Annotated in this window: 13 protein-coding genes; 1 reads left to right on the top strand and 12 read right to left on the bottom strand. The window is 73.2% G+C overall.

The window, feature by feature from the left end:
- The first annotated feature begins 10 nt into the window (after window positions 1–10).
- A complete protein-coding gene (locus ACWGKI_RS13795) occupies window positions 11–445 on the top strand; it encodes an NUDIX hydrolase (RefSeq protein WP_380243122.1) in 435 nt (144 codons plus the stop codon).
- 189 nt (window positions 446–634) lie between these two features.
- Here the strand turns inward: ACWGKI_RS13795 and ilvC are convergent, their stop codons facing one another.
- From ilvC to ACWGKI_RS13735, 12 genes are all read right to left on the bottom strand, one after another.
- Window positions 635–1,663: a ketol-acid reductoisomerase gene (gene ilvC, locus ACWGKI_RS13790; protein WP_380243124.1), complete on the bottom strand. Its 1,029-nt coding sequence runs from the start codon at window positions 1,661–1,663 to the stop codon at window positions 635–637.
- A 92-nt stretch (window positions 1,664–1,755) separates the two neighbouring features.
- Window positions 1,756–2,277 carry an acetolactate synthase small subunit gene (ilvN, locus tag ACWGKI_RS13785; RefSeq protein ID WP_380243126.1) on the bottom strand — a complete coding sequence of 174 codons (522 nt, stop codon included), beginning with the start codon at window positions 2,275–2,277 and terminating at the stop codon, window positions 1,756–1,758.
- Window positions 2,278–2,306: 29 nt separating this feature from the next.
- Window positions 2,307–4,130: an acetolactate synthase large subunit gene (locus ACWGKI_RS13780; RefSeq protein ID WP_380243129.1), complete on the bottom strand. Its 1,824-nt coding sequence runs from the start codon at window positions 4,128–4,130 to the stop codon at window positions 2,307–2,309.
- 285 nt (window positions 4,131–4,415) lie between these two features.
- Window positions 4,416–5,504, bottom strand: coding sequence for an ABC transporter permease subunit (locus ACWGKI_RS13775; protein WP_452187698.1), 1,089 nt, complete (start codon window positions 5,502–5,504; stop codon window positions 4,416–4,418).
- Window positions 5,501–6,547, bottom strand: a complete 1,047-nt coding sequence (locus tag ACWGKI_RS13770) for an ABC transporter ATP-binding protein (RefSeq protein WP_380243133.1) — start codon at window positions 6,545–6,547, stop codon at window positions 5,501–5,503. Before ACWGKI_RS13770 ends, ACWGKI_RS13775 begins: the two co-directional genes overlap by 4 nt.
- A 107-nt stretch (window positions 6,548–6,654) precedes the next feature.
- Complete coding sequence (locus ACWGKI_RS13765; RefSeq protein ID WP_452187696.1) at window positions 6,655–7,971, bottom strand: VOC family protein; 1,317 nt, start codon at window positions 7,969–7,971, stop codon at window positions 6,655–6,657.
- Window positions 7,972–8,058: 87 nt separating this feature from the next.
- Window positions 8,059–8,376: a 4a-hydroxytetrahydrobiopterin dehydratase gene (locus tag ACWGKI_RS13760; RefSeq protein ID WP_380243137.1), complete on the bottom strand. Its 318-nt coding sequence runs from the start codon at window positions 8,374–8,376 to the stop codon at window positions 8,059–8,061.
- 43 nt (window positions 8,377–8,419) lie between these two features.
- Window positions 8,420–8,995 carry a pyridoxamine 5'-phosphate oxidase family protein gene (locus ACWGKI_RS13755; protein ID WP_380243139.1) on the bottom strand — a complete coding sequence of 192 codons (576 nt, stop codon included), beginning with the start codon at window positions 8,993–8,995 and terminating at the stop codon, window positions 8,420–8,422.
- 81 nt (window positions 8,996–9,076) lie between these two features.
- Complete coding sequence (ilvD, locus tag ACWGKI_RS13750) at window positions 9,077–10,798, bottom strand: dihydroxy-acid dehydratase (RefSeq protein WP_380243141.1); 1,722 nt, start codon at window positions 10,796–10,798, stop codon at window positions 9,077–9,079.
- The gene (gene kynU, locus ACWGKI_RS13745; RefSeq protein ID WP_452187693.1) at window positions 10,795–12,072 is read right to left on the bottom strand and encodes a kynureninase; all 1,278 of its coding nucleotides are present in this window, start codon (window positions 12,070–12,072) and stop codon (window positions 10,795–10,797) included. The genes ilvD and kynU overlap by 4 nt, the downstream gene beginning before the upstream one ends.
- The gene (locus ACWGKI_RS13740) at window positions 12,069–13,118 is read right to left on the bottom strand and encodes an amidohydrolase family protein (protein ID WP_452187691.1); all 1,050 of its coding nucleotides are present in this window, start codon (window positions 13,116–13,118) and stop codon (window positions 12,069–12,071) included. The genes kynU and ACWGKI_RS13740 overlap by 4 nt, the downstream gene beginning before the upstream one ends.
- Window positions 13,115–14,008, bottom strand: coding sequence for a tryptophan 2,3-dioxygenase (locus tag ACWGKI_RS13735; protein WP_452187689.1), 894 nt, complete (start codon window positions 14,006–14,008; stop codon window positions 13,115–13,117). Before ACWGKI_RS13735 ends, ACWGKI_RS13740 begins: the two co-directional genes overlap by 4 nt.
- Between the last annotated feature and the right edge of the window lie 44 nt (window positions 14,009–14,052).

Genomic DNA, 14,052 nt, shown 5'->3' with positions numbered 1-14,052 from the left:
CGATGCCGGGATGCTCACGCGCGTCGCCGCCTATGCCCTCGTCGTCGAGGACGACCGCATCCTGCTCCCGCACTGGTCCGCCGACACCGGGTCGGGCTGGACGATGCCCGGCGGCGGGATCGACCCCGGCGAGCACCCCGAGGACGCCGTCGTGCGCGAGCTGCGCGAGGAGACCGGGTACGAGGTCGCGCTCGACGGGCTCCTCGGCGTCGACAGCATCGTCGTCCCGACAGAGCGCAGGTACGACGTCGGCCTCGGCACCCCGACCGAGCCGATGCACGGCATCCGCATCGTGTACCGCGCGCACGTCGTCGGCGGGGAGCTGACCGTCGAGACGGACGGCTCCACCGACGACGTCGCGTGGCACCGCCTCTCCGACGTGGACGCACTCGACCGGGTGGGGCTGGTCGACGTCGTCCGCGGCTGGGCCGGCCTGCTGGGCTGACCGGCTGGAACTACCTCGCGCGGTCGCGAACTACCTCGCGCAGTCGCGAACTACCTCGCGCAGTCGCGAACTACCTCGCGCAGTCGCGAACTACCTCGGGGCCCTGACCTCGGTGCGCGGACGCACGTGCGGCCGCCGACCCGGGGTCTCCGGGGCGGCGGCCGCGCGCGTCGCTGCTGACGGTGTGGGTCAGCGAGCGGCGCTGCCCTCCGTGTAGTCGGAGTCAGCGGGCTTGATCCACGAGAACATCTTCCGCAGCTCGCGGCCGGTGGTCTCGATCGGGTGCGCCTCGCCCTTCTCGCGGAGCGCGGTGAACTCGGGGGCGCCGGCGTCCTGGTCGGCGATGAAGCGCTCGGCGAAGGCGCCGTTCTGGATGTCCGCGAGGACGGCCTTCATGTTCTCCTTGACGTGCGGGTCGATGACGCGCGGGCCGGAGACGTAGTCGCCGTACTCGGCCGTGTCGGAGACGGACCAGCGCTGCTTGGCGATGCCACCCTCGACCATGAGGTCGACGATCAGCTTCAGCTCGTGCAGCACCTCGAAGTACGCGACCTCGGGCTGGTAGCCCGCCTCGGTCAGCGTCTCGAAGCCGTACTGGACCAGCTGCGAGGCGCCGCCGCACAGCACGGCCTGCTCGCCGAAGAGGTCGGTCTCGGTCTCCTCGGTGAACGTGGTCTTGATGCCGCCGGCGCGGAGGCCGCCGATGCCCTTCGCGTACGAGAGGGCGAGCTCCCACGCGGAGCCGGACGCGTCCTGCTCGACGGCGACGATCACGGGCACGCCGCGGCCGTCGACGTACTCGCGGCGCACGAGGTGGCCCGGGCCCTTGGGGGCGACCATGAGCACGTCGTGGCCGGCCTCGGGCTTGATGTAGCCGAACCGGATGTTGAAGCCGTGCCCGAAGACGAGCGCCGCGCCCTCGGTGAGGTTCGGGGCGATCTCGTCGCGGTACACGTGCCGCTGGACCTGGTCCGGCGCGAGGATGACGACGACGTCCGCCTCCTTCACGGCGTCGGCGACGGTCAGCACGCGCAGGCCCTCGTCCTCGGCCTTCTTGGCGGACGCCGAGCCCTCGCGCAGGCCGACGCGGACGTCGACGCCGGAGTCGCGCAGGTTCAGCGCGTGCGCGTGCCCCTGGCTGCCGTACCCGATGACGGCGACCTTGCGCTGCTGGATGATGGACAGGTCGGCGTCGTCGTCGTAGAACAGCTCAGCCACGGTGATGCTCCTCGGTCTCGATACTTCGATTCTCGGTACTTCTGGTCGGTTTCTCGGTGGTCACCGGCAGGGGTGACGGTACGCGAACCGTGTCAGGCGGTGCGTACCCGCTCCAGCGCTCGGTCGGTGATGGACCGCGAGCCGCGGCCCACCGCGAGCGTGCCGGACTTCACGATCTCCCGGACGCCGTAGGGCTCGAGCGCGCTGAGCAGCGCGGACAGCTTCGCGGCGGTGCCGGTCGCCTCGATGACGACGGTGTCGGGCACCACGTCCACCACGTGGGCGCGGAACAGGTCGACCACCTCGAGCACCCCGGCGCGCGTGGTGGCGTCGGCCCGCACCTTGACGAGCATGAGCTCGCGCTGCACGGAGGACTCCGGGTCCAGCTCGACGATCTTGATGACGTTGACCAGCTTGTTGAGCTGCTTGGTCACGTGCTCGAGCGGGTGCTCCTCGACGTCGACCACGACCGTGACGCGCGAGATCTCCTCGTGCTCGGTGGGGCCGACGGCCAGGGAGTGGATGTTGAACGCGCGGCGCGCGAACAGCGCGCTGACGCGAGTGAGGACGCCCGGCTTGTTCTCGACCAGCACGGACAGGGTGTGACGCGACATGGTGGCTCTCCGTCTCTGCTCGCGGCCGGTCAGTCTTCGCGGTCCCACGCGGGCGAGATGCCACGCGCGTACTGAATGTCGTCGTTCGGGACGCCCGCGGCGACCATCGGCCACACCATGGCGTCGCGCGAGACCTGGAAGTCGATGACCACCGGGCGGTCGTCGATCTCCTGCGCCCGCTTGATCGCGGCGTCGACCTCGTCCTCGCGCTCCACGCGGATGCCCTCGCAGCCGTAGGCGTCGGCGAGCTTCACGAAGTCGGGGATGCGCCGCGTGCCGTGCCCGGTGTGCAGGTCGGTGTTGGAGTACCGCTCCTCGTAGAAGAGCGTCTGCCACTGCCGGACCATGCCGAGCGAGCTGTTGTTGATCAGCGCCACCTTGATCGGGATGTCGTTGATCGCGCAGGTCGCGAGCTCCTGGTTGGTCATCTGGAAGCAGCCGTCGCCGTCGATGGCCCACACCTCGCGGTCGGGCTCGCCCACCTTGGCGCCCATCGCTGCCGGGACCGCGAAGCCCATCGTGCCCAGGCCGGCCGAGTTGAGCCACGTGCGGGGACGCTCGTAACGGATGAACTGCGCCGCCCACATCTGGTGCTGCCCCACGCCCGCGGCGTAGATCGCGTCCGGGCCGGCGAGCTCGCCCAGCCGGGAGATCACGTGCTGCGGGGACAGGTGTCCGTCGGCGGTGGGCGTGTACCCGAGCGGGTAGGTCTCGCGCCACGTGTCGAGCTGGTGCCACCAGGCGGCCAGGTCGGGGCGACCCACCTTGGCGTGCTCGGCCTCGAGGGCCGGCACCAGGTCGGCGATCACCTCGCGCAGGTCCCCGACGATCGGCACGTCCACGGGCCGGTTCTTGCCGATCTCCGCGGGGTCGATGTCGGCGTGCACGACGGCGGCGTGCGGCGCGAAGCTCGACAGCCGGCCGGTCACCCGGTCGTCGAACCGGGCGCCGAGGGCGACCACGAGGTCGGCCTTCTGCAGCGCCGCCACCGCGGGCACCGTGCCGTGCATGCCGGGCATGCCCAGGTGCTGCGGGTGGCTGTCGGGCACGGCTCCGCGCGCGGTGAGCGTCGTGACGACGGCGGCCCCCGAGACGTCGACCAGACGGCGCAGCGCCTCCGACGCGCCCGAGCGGATGACGCCACCGCCCACGTACAGCACCGGGCGGCGGGCGGTGGCGAGCAGCTTCGCGGCCTCGCGGATCTGCTTGGCGTGCGGCTTGGTCACCGGGTGGTAGCCGGGCAGGGCCAGCTCCTGCGGCCAGGAGAACGTGGTGCGCGCCTGCATCGCGGACTTCGCGATGTCCACCAGCACCGGCCCGGGCCGGCCGGTCGAGGCGATGTGGAACGCCTCGGCGATGGTGCGCGGGATCTCGGCAGGGTCGGTGACGAGGTAGGAGTGCTTGGTGATCGGCATCGTGATGCCGACGATGTCCGCCTCCTGGAACCCGTCGGTGCCGATGAGCGACTGCGCCACCTGACCGGTGATCGCGACCAGCGGCACCGAGTCCATGTGCGCGTCGGCGAGCGGGGTGACGAGGTTCGTCGCGCCGGGGCCGGAGGTCGCCATCGTGACGCCGACCTTGCCCGTCGCGTGGGCGTATCCCTGGGCCGCGTGGCCGCCGCCCTGCTCGTGCCGCACCAGGACGTGGCGGATCTGCTTCGAGTCCATGAGCGGGTCGTAGAGCGGAAGGATGGCGCCGCCCGGGATGCCGAAGACGTTCTCGACGCCGACCGACTCGAGGGAACGGACGATCGACTCGGCGCCGGTGACCTCCTCACCGGACACTGCTCGGTCGGCGGGGCGCGCGGTGCGCGCGGCCACCTGGGCGGGGGTCGGGTTCGGCTGGACCATCGGTCTCTCCTGCCGGTCGGTCTGGGCGAGGGGTCTGGCGAAGGGTTGTCCGTGCAATAAAAAAGCCCCCGGTCCCGACACTGCGGGACTGACGAGGGTGAGCGCGCTGACGAAGCCTGGTGCGTGGGCCTAGTCGGCGCGCCCGGGAAGAAGTACTACGAGGATCGTCTGCACGGATCGAACGTTACGCCCGCCACCTCCCGATGTCACGTCGTGAGCCCGGTGTCCCATCATGCGGACAGCATGCGGGACGCCGGGCTCACGAGCTGCGGGGATGCGGGGAGGTCAGCTCACGTCACGACGGCGGAAGACCAGGACCGCGAGCGCGGTCAGCACGACGGCGATCACGAGCAGCACCAGCCCGCCCTGCGCCGTGGTCACGACGTGGTCCACCGGCGTGCACTCGTAGACGCCGTCGGCGTTCCGCGTGCAGTTGTCGGTGGTGAACACCGACCCGCCCTGCAGCCACGCCGTCAGCGCCGTCGTCGGCAGCCACCGCTGCGGCTCGCCGAGCGCGGAGCCGAAGGCGAGGCAGCCCCACGCGACGACCCCCACGACGCCCACCGCGGCTGCGGCGTGCTTGAGGAGCACGCCCAGGGCCACACCGACGGCGGCGAGCACGACGCCCGCGGCGACGAGCCTGCCGGTGAACGCCGCGACCTCCAGCCAGACCGCGCCGGTGAGGTCGCCCAGCGTGCCGAACGACGCGTACACCGCGTACGACGTTCCGACCAGGAGCGCGAACCCGACCGCCACCAAGGGGATCGTCCCGAGCGAGGTCGCCACGGCCTTCGACCAGTACACCCGGTGCCGGCGCGGCTCGAAGGTCAGCCACATGCCCAGCGACCCGCTGTTGACCTCGGCGGTCACGAAGCTGACACCGACCACCAGCGCCACGAGGAGGAGCAGGATCGCGAGGTCGTCCAGGGACGACAGGCCGGCCCATCCGTTCCAGACCGAGCCCCGGATCTCGGCGACGGCGGTGGCCGTGGCGTCGTCCTGCGTGTTGACCTCCATGCCTCCGTACATCATCTCGTTCTGCGCCTTGTCGGGGACGAAGGTCTGCGTCGGCGGCAGGTAGTACTCCAGGCGCGGCGCCATCTGGTCGCAGCCCCACTCCTCGGCGGTGGCGCCCTCCGCCTCGGCCCCGGCCTCGCAGTCGGCGACCTGCTCGTCGCCGTCCTTCTCCCACGCCTCCAGGTCGGTCGCGTACATCTCCCGGGCGTTCGCGACGTCCTGGTCGCTCGGCGGGGCTGCCGACAGGAAGGTTCCCAGGCCGGTCAGCGCGACGACGACGAGCACCCCGACGCACGCCCAGCGGGTGACCTGCCTCGCCCACAGCCTCCGCAGCTCTACCCGCAGCAGGCGGCTCATGCGTCCACCTCCGTCGTCGTGCCGTGCCCGGCGGCGTGCGCAGGCTCGGGCGGGGTGCCGCCCCGCTTGGTCCGGCCGCCCTTGTGGGTGTGGCCCCCGGGCGTCTCGTGCGCCGTGAGGCCCAGGAACACCGACTCCAGGTCGGCCTGGAGCGGCGCGAGCTCGTGCACCCACACGCCGCGCTCCCCCAGCGCGCGGTTGACCGCGCCGGGGTCGGCGGCGCCGTCCACGACGAGGGCGTCGTGCTCGCGGCGCACCAGCAGCCCGCCGGTCTCCAGCACGCTCGTCGCGATCGTGACGTCTTCCGGCGACACGCGCAGGCGGACCGACCGCGTGGCCGTGCCGGCGCCGATGAGGTCGGCCACCCGCCCGGACGCGACGAGGCGCCCGCGGGCGACGATCGAGACCGTGTCCGCGATCTGCTCCACCTCGGCGAGGATGTGGCTGGAGACCAGCACCGTCTTGCCCTGGTCGGCCAGGCCGCGCATCGTCTGGCGGATCTCCCGGATGCCCGCGGGGTCGAGCCCGTTGGTCGGCTCGTCGAAGATCAGCAGGTCCGGGTCCTTGAGGAGCGTCCCGGCGATGGCGAGCCGCTGCTTCATCCCGAGGGAGTAGGTGCGGTACTTGTCGCGCTCCCGCCCGGTGAGCCCGACCTCGTCGATGACGGCGTCCACGCGGCCCGCGGGCGCGCCGATCGCATCGGCGAGCAGGCGCAGGTTGCGGCTGGCGCTGAACGCCGGGAAGAACTTGGGGCTCTCGACGATGGCGCCCACCCGGCCCACCACCTCGGGCAGGCGCTTCGGCACCTCGTGGCCGAAGATCGTGGCGGTGCCGCGGTCCGGTCGCACCAGCCCGAGGAGCATGCGGATCGTCGTCGTCTTCCCCGAGCCGTTCGGGCCCAGGAAGCCGTGCACCCCGCCTACCGGCACCCGCAGGTCGAGCCCCTCGACCCCGACCGACCTCCCCCGCACGCTGCGGTACGTCTTGCGCAGGCCTCGCGTCTCGATCGCGAGATCTGCGCCGGCTGTCTCGGACACCGCCACCTCCTCGTGGCCGCGGGGTCACCGGGCCGGGTCGCCGCCCCGGTCGCTCCGGTGCGCGCCCCGGAGCCTAGCGGCTGGTCAGCCGGCGTGCCGAGAGCTCTGCCAGGTCAGGCGCCCCACGCCTCGGCACGGCCGGGGATGACGGCGATGTCCACCTCGTTGCCCTCCGGGTCGGTGACGGTGCGGAAGAACGGCGCCTCGGCGTCCCGCACCACCCGGCCGCCGGCCGCCACGGCCGCCGCGACCCGCGCGTCCGCGACGTCGGCCGGCACCATGACGTCCACGTGGATCCGGTTGCGCTGCTCGCGCGGGGCGGTCATGGGCTGCAGGAACACCGACGGCCCGCGCAGCAGCGGGTCGTACAGGTCCGTCTCGCCTCGCGCCCGGTAGCCGAGCGCCGCGACCCAGAACGCCTGCACGGCGGGGACGTCGAGCGCGTCGAAGGTCAGCTGCACGTCCCGCAGCTGCGCCGGCTCGGCCCGCACCCCCAGGTCCCGCGCGGCCGCCTGCGCCTGCTGCGCGACCCGGAGGCGGGCGGCATCGACCCACCCGTCCTCCGGCGGCCCGACCCGCAGGGTGACGCCCGAGTAGCGCAGGTCGGCGAACAGCGGCACGCCCGCCTCCTCCGCCGCGCGAGCGGCGCGTGCGACGAGCTCGACGCCCAGGTCGAACCCGCCCGTGACGTAGTGCGCGCTGGCTCCCTGCAGCACCCGCCAGTCCTCCACGCCGCCCGCCGCGCGGAACTCCTCCGGGGTGAGCAGACCCTCCTCCAGGTCCTCGTCGAAGCCCTCCCAGGAGACGATGTCGGCCTCGTTCCCCTCGGCGTCCGCGAGCGTCCACCAGTGCGGCACGAACTCCTCCGTCGTGACCCGCCCGCCGGCCGCGAGCGCCGCGTCGACCCGCGCCTGCCGCACGTCGTGCGGCACGAAGACGTCGAGGTGCAGGCGGTTGCGCAGGGGCCGCGGCTCGGACATCTCCTGGAACCACACGCCGGGCCAGCGGGAGTGGGGGTCCCTGAGGTCCTCACCCGTGCGCTCGTGCCCCAGCACGACGCCCCAGAACGGCATCACCTGCTCGCGCTCCGCCGCGTCGATCGTCAGCTCCACCTCCTGCACGCCGGCCGGGTCGGCCGCCAGCCCCAGGTCTGCGGCGGCGGCGGACACCTCGCGCGCCAGCGCGACGTCGCGCTCGCTCAGGCCGTCCACGTCGTGGGAGACCACGCGCACGACGACGCCGTCCGCGCGCAGGTCGACGTCGGGGTGGTGGTCGGCGCCGTCCGCGAGCACCCGTACCCGTTCCAGGAGCACCGCGCCCTCCCCGGGCGACCGTGTGCGGAACAGTGCGCTCGCGCCCCGGCCCAGGGCCCGCCAGTCGGCCGTGCCTTCCGCGGCCTCGAACCCTGCCGGCGTGATCTCGTCGGCCATCGGTCGCTCCGTCCGTCGCGCTGCCTCGTCCCCCGCCCGGTCCACCCTGCCCCGGTGCCGCAGGCTTCGCGCGACGAGGGTCGGACGTCAGCGACGCCCGGCCTGCTCGACCGGGATCTCCAGCTCGCGGGCAGCGTCGCTGATCCGGCGGGCCAGGTCCACGTCACGGTCGGTCAGGCCTCCGGAGTCGTGCGACGACGTGCGCACGGTCACCGTGGTGTACCGCAGGTCGACGTCGGGGTGGTGGTTCACCGCGTCGGCGATCTCGGCGATCGCGTCCACGAACCGTGCCCCGGCGGCGAAGGACCCGGTGCGGAAGACGGCGGTGGCGGAGCCGTCGTTCGCGCGCCAGTCGGCGACGCCGTCGGCGTGGGTGAACTGCTTCGGCGTCATCGAGTCGGTCATGGCCTCAGCATCGCCCGGCGGACCGCACCTCGCCTGGCGACGCTCAGCCGGTGACGGCGCTCGGCTCGGGGTCGTCGTCGAACGCCGGGAGCCCGTCGATGCTCGTGCGGTTCTTCAGCCGCCGGTAGGCCGCCTGCCCCTCGACGCCCTTGCGGTCCATGTACGGCGGCAGCAGGTCGCGCTCCCCCACATGGTCCATCAGCGGGACGCCGTAGCCGCAGGAGTCCGACACGCGCTCGACGTCGACCACGATCACCGCGCGGGCACCCCGGCGCTCGGGGAACCGCGGCGCCCACGACGCGTACTCGTCGTCGTACAGCGTCACGACCCGGCCCCGGCCGTGCAGGCGGACGATGTTCGGCGGCCCGTCGAACGCGCAGAACATGAGCGTGATCCGCCCGTTCTCGCGCAGGTGCGCGATGGTCTCTGCCCCGGACGCGGTGAGGTCGAGGTAGGCGACGGTGTGCTCGTCGACCACGACGAACGACCCGTCGACACCCTTCGGCGAGACGTTGACGTGCCCGTCGGCCGCCAGCGGGGCGGACGCGACGAAGAACATGTGCTGGGCCTCGACGAACGCCCGCAGGCGACCGTCGATCTTCTCGTGCACCTTGCCCACGACCACTCCTCGCCTCGATGCCGTCGCCCCGCGCGAGCACGTCACGGGGCGACGCGAGCCTAGACCGAGCCGCCGCGAGACTCAGCCCAGGACGGCGCCCTTGGAGGCCGACTGCACGAGCTTCGTGTACTTCGCCAGCACCCCCCGCGTGTACCCGTGCGACAGCGGCGACCAGCCGTCGCGCCGGGCGGCCAGCTCGGCGTCGTCGACCAGCAGGTCCAGGGTCTTGCGCGCGACGTCGAGGCGGATGCGGTCGCCGTCGCGCACGAACGCGATCGGCCCGGCGTCCACGGCCTCGGGTGCGATGTGCCCCACGCACAGCCCGGTGGTGCCCCCGGAGAACCGTCCGTCGGTCACGAGGAGCACGTCCTTGCCGAGCCCGGCGCCCTTGATCGCGCCCGTGATGGCGAGCATCTCCCGCATGCCCGGGCCGCCCTTGGGGCCTTCGTACCGGATCACGACGACGTCGCCGGCGGTGATGGTGCCGTCCTCGAGCGCGTCGAGCGCGGCGCGCTCCCGCTCGAAGACGCGGGCCGTGCCCTCGAAGACGTCGGAGTCGAAGCCGGCCGACTTCACCACCGCCCCCTCGGGGGCGAGCGACCCGTGCAGGATCGTGATGCCACCCGTCGGGTGGATCGGCCGGTCCAGGGCGCGCAGGATCTTGCCGTCCGGGTCGGGCGGGTCGATGTCCGCGAGGTTCTCCGCGACCGTGCGGCCCGTGACGGTGAGGCAGTCGCCGTGCAGCAGCCCCGCGTCCAGCAGCGCCTTCATCACCACCGGCACCCCGCCGATCCGGTCGACGTCGTTCATGACGTAGCGCCCGAACGGCTTCAGGTCGCCCAGGTGCGGCACTCGGTCGGCCACCCGGGAGAAGTCGTCGAGGGTCAGCTCGACCTCCGCCTCGTGCGCGATGGCGAGCAGGTGCAGCACGGCGTTGGTGGACCCGCCGAACGCCATCACCACCGCGATGGCGTTCTCGAACGCCTCCTTGGTGAGGATCTGGCGGGCGGTGATGCCGCGCCGCAGCAGCTCGACCACCGCCTCGCCCGAGGCCTGCGCGAACGCGTCGCGGCGCCGGTCCGCCGAGGGCGGCGCGGCCGAGCCCGGCAGCGACATGCCCAGCGCCTCGGCCGCCGACGCCATGGTGTTCGCCGTGTACATCCCGCCGCAGGCCCCCTCGCCCGGGCAGATGGCCCGCTCGATGCGACCGACGTCCTCCTCGCTCATCAGCCCGCGGGCGCACGCCCCGACGGCCTCGAACGCGTCGATGATCGTGACGTCCTTCTCGGTGCCGTCCGACAGCTTCACCCAGCCCGGCATGATCGACCCGGCGTAGAGGAACACGCTGGCGAGGTCGAGCCGGGCGGCGGCCATGAGCATGCCGGGCAGCGACTTGTCGCACCCCGCGAGGAGCACGGACCCGTCGAGACGCTCCGCCTGCATCACCGTCTCCACGGAGTCCGCGATGACGTCCCGCGACACGAGCGAGAAGTGCATCCCCTCGTGCCCCATGGAGATGCCGTCCGAGACCGAGATCGTGCCGAACTCCAGCGGGTACCCGCCGCCCGCGTGCACGCCGTGCTTCACCGCCTGCGACAGCCGGTCGAGCGACAGGTTGCACGGCGTGATCTCGTTCCACGAGCTCGCCACGCCGATCTGCGGCTTCGCGAAGTCGTCGTCGCCGAGCCCGACGGCGCGCAGCATGCCGCGCGCGGCCGTCGCCTCCAGCCCGTCGGTGACCTGGCGGGAACGGGGCTTGAGGTCGGGTGTGCGGTCCTGTGCGGCGGTGGCGTCGGCGCTCATGGACTCACTGTAGGAGCGGCACCCTCTCCGGTCGCGGCGGCGACCTCGACCAGCGCGTCGCGGACCGCCTCCACGCCGACGCGCACCTCGTCGAACGAGGTCGACAGGGGCGAGAGCCCGAGCCGCAGGCCGTTCGGCCGGCGGAAGTCGGGGATCACCCCGCGCTCCCACAGCAGCGGCAGGGTGCGCTCGAACGCGTCGTGGTCCACCGTCACGTGGCTGCCGCGGCGGTCGTCGTCGCGCGGCGACGCGACCCGGACGCCGTGCGGCACCAGCAGGTCGTCCACCAGCTCCAGCGCGTACCGGGTGAGCGCCACCGACTTCGCGCGGACCGCGTCCAGGCCGGCCTCGTCGAGCAGGTCGAGCATGTCCTGCATCGCCAGCATGCCGACGATCGCGGGCGTCCCGGACAGGAACCGCCGCACGCCGGGGTGCGGCGCGTAGGCGGGGCCCATCTCGAAGGGCCGGTCGCTGCCCATCCAGCCCTGGATCGGCTGGACCAGCTCGTCCTGCAGGTCCCCGCGCACGTACCCGAACGCGGGCGACCCTGGCCCGCCGTTGAGGTACTTGTACGTGCAGCCCGCAGCCAGGTCCGCGCCCCACGCGTCCAGCGCGACGGGGACGGCGCCCGCGGAGTGGCACAGGTCCCACAGCACGAGCGCCCCGGCCTCGTGCGCGCGACGCGTGATCTCGGCGGCGTCGCTCACGTAGCCCGAGCGGTACGCGACATGGCTGAGGACGACCAGCGCCGTGCGGTCGGTCAGCAGCGCGGACACCTGGTCGGGCGTCACGCCGCCGTCGTGCTCGGGAGCGATCCAGCGCAGCGTGGCCCCGTGCTCGCGCGCGACGCCCTCCAGCACGTAGCGGTCGGTCGGGAAGTTGCCCGAGTCGAGGACGATCTCGTCGCGCCCGGCGACCCGCGGCGAGGCCAGCGCCGCCCGCACGAGCTTGTACAGGACGACCGTCGTGGAGTCTGCGACGAACGTCTGCCCGGGCGCCGCGCCGAGCGTGACCGCGCCGATCCGGTCCCCGACCCGCAGCGGCAGGTCGTACCACTCCTCGTCCCAGCCGCGGATGAGGCGGGCACCCCACACCTCCGTCGCGAAGCGCGCGAGCCGCTCGGCCGACGCCCGCGTGGGGCGGCCGAGCGAGTTGCCGTCGAGGTAGGCGGTCACCTCGTCGGAGTCGACGAACGCGGAGCGGAACCGGGCCAGCGGGTCGGCGGCGTCGAGCGCGGCGGCCCGGTCGCGCCCGGTCACGGCGTCGGTGGTCATGCGGTTCCTCCGGTCTCGGTAGGCAGGTCGGTGGGCAGGTCGGTGGTCGGCGGGACGAAACCAGGGTCCCGCAGGTCCGCGAGATCGAGGACGGTGGCGCGGGCGAGCCATGCCGCGTGGACGTGGCCGTCGTCGGTCCGTGCGGGAGCGGGGCCGGGCACGAACGACACGAGCCCGGCGGGCGGGTCGTCGCCCACCAGCGCCGCGAGCAGCGAGCGCCGGCCGAGCCCGGCCGTCGCGAGCGCGGCGAGCTCTCGCGCGTTCAGGCCGACCGGCAGCGGGCCGTTGCCCAGGTCCGTGCCGTAGCGGACCCGGCCGCCCGCCACGGCGAAGCGCGCCACATTGTCGAGCGCGACCTCGTGCTCGGTGGTGAGGTCGCCCCAACCGTGGATGTCGAGCGTGCTGACCCACGTCATCGGCGATCGCGTCGTCCCCCCGGCGGCCATGGCCGCGAGCAGCGCGTCGGGCAGGCGCTCGCTGAACGGGGCGTGCGCCAGGCGGTCGACGCCCGCCTCGAACGCCCGCGCCGCCTGCCCCGGCCCTTCCGCGTGGGCGACGACGTCGCGGCCGCGGGCGTGCGCGCGCTCGACGACGGCGGCGAGGGTGGCGTCGTCGGGCACGGGTCCTGCCGTGCCGTGCAGCGCGACCTTGACGAACGACGCCCCGGCGTCCACCTGCCGGTCCACGGCCGCGGCCGCCGCGGACGGGTCGCCGATCTCGTCGACGGCGCCCGCAGGCGCCCACGACCGGTCGGACGGGTAGCCGCCGGGTGCGGTGATGAACGCGCCGGCGAACGCGACGCGTGGGAGGGCGGGGTCGGCAGCAAGGTCGGCGATCACCCGGGGGATCCAGCCCAGGTCGTGCACGGCGGCGACGCCGCGGGCGCGCAGCGGCGCCGGGTCCACGAGGCCGAGGTGCACGTGCGCATCGGTGAACGGGGGCAGCAGCGTGCCGGCCTCCTCCAGCCGCCGACGCACCGGTGCGGGGACGTCGGCGGGCAGGACGACCCGGGCGACCCCCGGGGGCACGACCAGCGGGCGGGTCACGACCGCGCGCCCGGGCCGGCGGTCGCGCCGATCTCGGTGCGCACGGCGAACAGCTCGGGGAAGAACGTGAGGTCGAGCGCCCGCTGCAGGAAGCCGACGCCGCTGGACCCGCCGGTGCCGCGCTTGGTGCCGATGATCCGCAGCACGGTCTTCATGTGCCGGAACCGCCACAGCTGGAAGTTGTCCTCCAGGTCGACGAGCTCCTCGCAGGTCTCGTACGCCGACCAGTCGGACTCCGGCTCGGCGTAGATGCGGCGGAACACCTCGACCAGGTCGTCGTCGAGCGTGTGCGCCGTCGTGACGTCACGGTCGAGCACGCGCTGCGGCACGTCGTGACCGTGCCGGGCGAGGTAGCGCAGGAACTCGTCGTACACGCTCGGCTCGGCCAGCAGGCGGGCGAGCTCGGCGCGCGCCTCCGGCTCGGCGTCGAACACGGCGAGCATGCGGGCGTTCTTGTTGCCGAGCAGGAACTCGACGGCGCGGTACTGCCAGGACTGGAAGCCGGAGGCGTTCCCGAGGAACCCGCGGAACTGCGCGTACTCGCTCGGCGTGAGGGTCGCGAGCACCGACCACTGCTCGGTGAGCGTGCGCTGCACGTGCTTGACCCGCGCGATGCGCTTGAGCGCCGCCCCGAGCTCGTCCGCCGCGAGCAGGTCGCGCGCGGAGACGAGCTCGTGCAGGACGAGCTTGAGCCACAGCTCCGTCGTCTGGTGCTGCACGATGAACAGCATCTCGTCGTGGTGCGCCGGGGTGCTGATCGGCTCCTGGGCGGCGAGCAGACGGTCCAGGTGCAGGTAGGAGCCGTACGTCATGCGCTCGCGCAGGTCGGTGACGATGCCCGGCTCCAGCTCGCGCTCGTTGTCGGACGCGGGGCGGGGGTGGTCGGCCATGGCGCGGAGCCTATGCCACGGCCGACGACCCCGTCCCCTCGCGG

Source organism: Isoptericola sp. NPDC055881 (genome assembly GCF_053615895.1).
The sequence above is the reverse complement of the archived record's forward strand: the minus strand, read 5'-3'. Positions and strand labels throughout refer to the sequence as shown.